Here is a 2225-nt window from a genome sequence, read left to right as displayed (position 1 = left end):
ATGCTCAGAAAAAGCAGAATAGTAGCTTTGAGCTATTGTTGAGCAAAATAGGCGAAAATAGTAATGATGTCTTAATTTGTGGCGAATGAATCATGACTCCCGAACAACAACAGGCGATTCAAACATATGTAGAGGCTATTTCGGCAATCCTGTATGCTGATTGTGACCCGAAATCGTTGAAAACATTAGAAGATATCGAGATCACGGTTAAAGATAAGGTGTTAACTCATGTGACACCGCAGATCGGAATTTTTTTATCTACTCAGCGAGCGGGACAAAAGCAGGAAGGGTAAAGAGATTAAAAAGTACATTAGGTGATTTAAGCATCACCCAAAAGCAAGCAGATAAACTAGGGTGTGGGAGTGGGAGTAGATTGAGTCCACATTTAGAAAACTGTTGTTTAAGACTGAGTGCTAATGTTGCATATCAAAATGCAGCCAAAGATATTGAATATATAACAGGGATTACGGTTCCAGCGAAGACACAACAAAGATTAGTACACTATCAAAAATTTGAGCAGCCTGTAGCAACAGCAGATATTACCGAGTTAAGTGCAGACGGTGGAAAAGCACGATTGATAACACCACTCGGAGAAAAATCCGAGTGGAAAGACTATAAAGCAATTGTCTCGGAAGCAGGCATAGTAGCCAGTTTCGACCAAAATGAGATGATCGTTAATTGGGCAAATCAACAGCCACTAGCAAAACCAGTAAATTGTTTAGGTGATGGACATGATGGTGTATGGAATATATTCAAGGAAATTAGTTGTAAACAGGACAGAAGGGAAATTCTGGACTGGTATCATTTGAATGAAAATCTTCAGAAAGTAGGGGGTTCAATGAAGCGATTGAAGCAAGCAGAAACATATTTATGGAAAGGAAATGTAAAAAGTGCAAAAGCACTATTTACAGAGTTAAAGAGAAAAACAGCAGTTAATTTTTGCAAATATTTAGAAAAGCACCAAGAAAGAATTATTAATTACGAAGTTTTCCTTCATAGATGAAATATGTTCAATTGGCTCTGGCGCAGTAGAATCAGGAATTAAGCAAATAGCTAGACGAATTAAAATATCTGGAGCAAGTTGGAAATCAGAACATATTGGGCAGGTATTGGCTCATCGATGTGCTTACTTAAATGGCTTAATTGGTAAGCGAAGAAATGTTTAAGTATAAATACTTATCGCAAAAGTGACACGCTCCCAGATGCGTTTACCCTGGTGTCTTTACTGATTCCCAGGTTTAAATATCCTCGGTTATGTTGCCGATCGTAAATTCCATGAGGTACTACTTTTCCGTCAGCCAAACTCCAAAAATCATGGTCAAATGTCGTAATAGCTTCCGTAGTATATAGACTTCCTGCTCGATATAGATTTCCAATAAATTCCTTCTTTTTCGTGTCCATACTAACAATTGGATTTCCCTGTAACTCATACTCGGCCGTAATTCGGACCAGATTTTCAAATTGTTCATTACGATTCTTTGTTACTCCAGTTGTTTGTTTTTTTTGAGCTTGACGTTTCACATATCCATGTTTTTTTAACAATTTTTTAACAACTGTTGTACTGACTATTGTTTCCCATTGGTGACAAGTTAAGACTGTAAGTCTTTTGTCAAGAGGCTTCTAGAGAATTGTTGAAAAAAAACTGGTCAGACCCTCGCTGAAGATCCGGAAAAGGAGCCACAATTAACTTTATGTTGGGTTTTCGTTTCTGTTTGACAATACCTAAATCTCGATTTTTTGGGTCGGCAAAATACTTAACTGGATCTGTTGCCTTACCTTTTTGATGAGCCATAGTAAAATGATAAAGACCACGATAAATCATTTCTAAGGAAATCTCATCAAAGGGCAGAGAAAGTTCATCCGCTACGGCATCACCTAAATCTACTAACACAGCATAAAACAACCACGTTGACCAAATTTGCAATTTAATTCCATTGATTGAACCAGTCCATAAATAACTTAAACCCCAGAGTCTTTTTACTGTATTAAAAGCCTCTTCTATTCGCCAACGACGCCGATATAAATCGGCAACTACATAAGGTGGTAAAACATGAGGGTCTAGGACGCTAGTTAAATAAGAATGCCAGGTTTGTCCTGACCTAACTTCAATTAAAGGTAACGTGATCTACGGAGTCTTTTTTGTGCCATAACCTAGGGCGTCGGTTCAGTATTAGGAGTTGACAAAAAAAGGACTTTATGAAATTAGCCAGTCCATGAGTTAGACT

At 37.7% G+C, this 2225-nt stretch carries 1 protein-coding gene and 2 pseudogenes; 1 reads left to right on the top strand and 2 read right to left on the bottom strand.

Features of this window, described 5'->3' with window-relative positions:
• The first annotated feature begins 92 nt into the window (after positions 1-92).
• Positions 93-1166 (top strand): annotated as a pseudogene (locus QUB11_RS31015) (ISKra4 family transposase).
• Between the two features lie 10 nt (positions 1167-1176).
• On the opposite strand, the gene QUB11_RS31010 reads toward QUB11_RS31015, so the two are convergent.
• Both QUB11_RS31010 and QUB11_RS31005 read right to left on the bottom strand, forming a co-directional pair.
• The gene (locus tag QUB11_RS31010) at positions 1177-1569 is read right to left on the bottom strand and encodes an ISAzo13-like element transposase-related protein (RefSeq protein WP_333392552.1); all 393 of its coding nucleotides are present in this window, start codon (positions 1567-1569) and stop codon (positions 1177-1179) included.
• 40 nt (positions 1570-1609) lie between these two features.
• A pseudogene (locus QUB11_RS31005) lies at positions 1610-2155 on the bottom strand (transposase); the annotation flags it as partial.
• Positions 2156-2225: the final 70 nt, after the last annotated feature.

It is taken from the genome of Microcoleus sp. B6-A1, assembly GCF_036705085.1.
GTDB lineage: Bacteria > Cyanobacteriota > Cyanobacteriia > Cyanobacteriales > Microcoleaceae > Microcoleus.
Note: the sequence above shows the minus strand (reverse complement) of the source record. Positions and strands in the feature narration are given on the sequence as shown.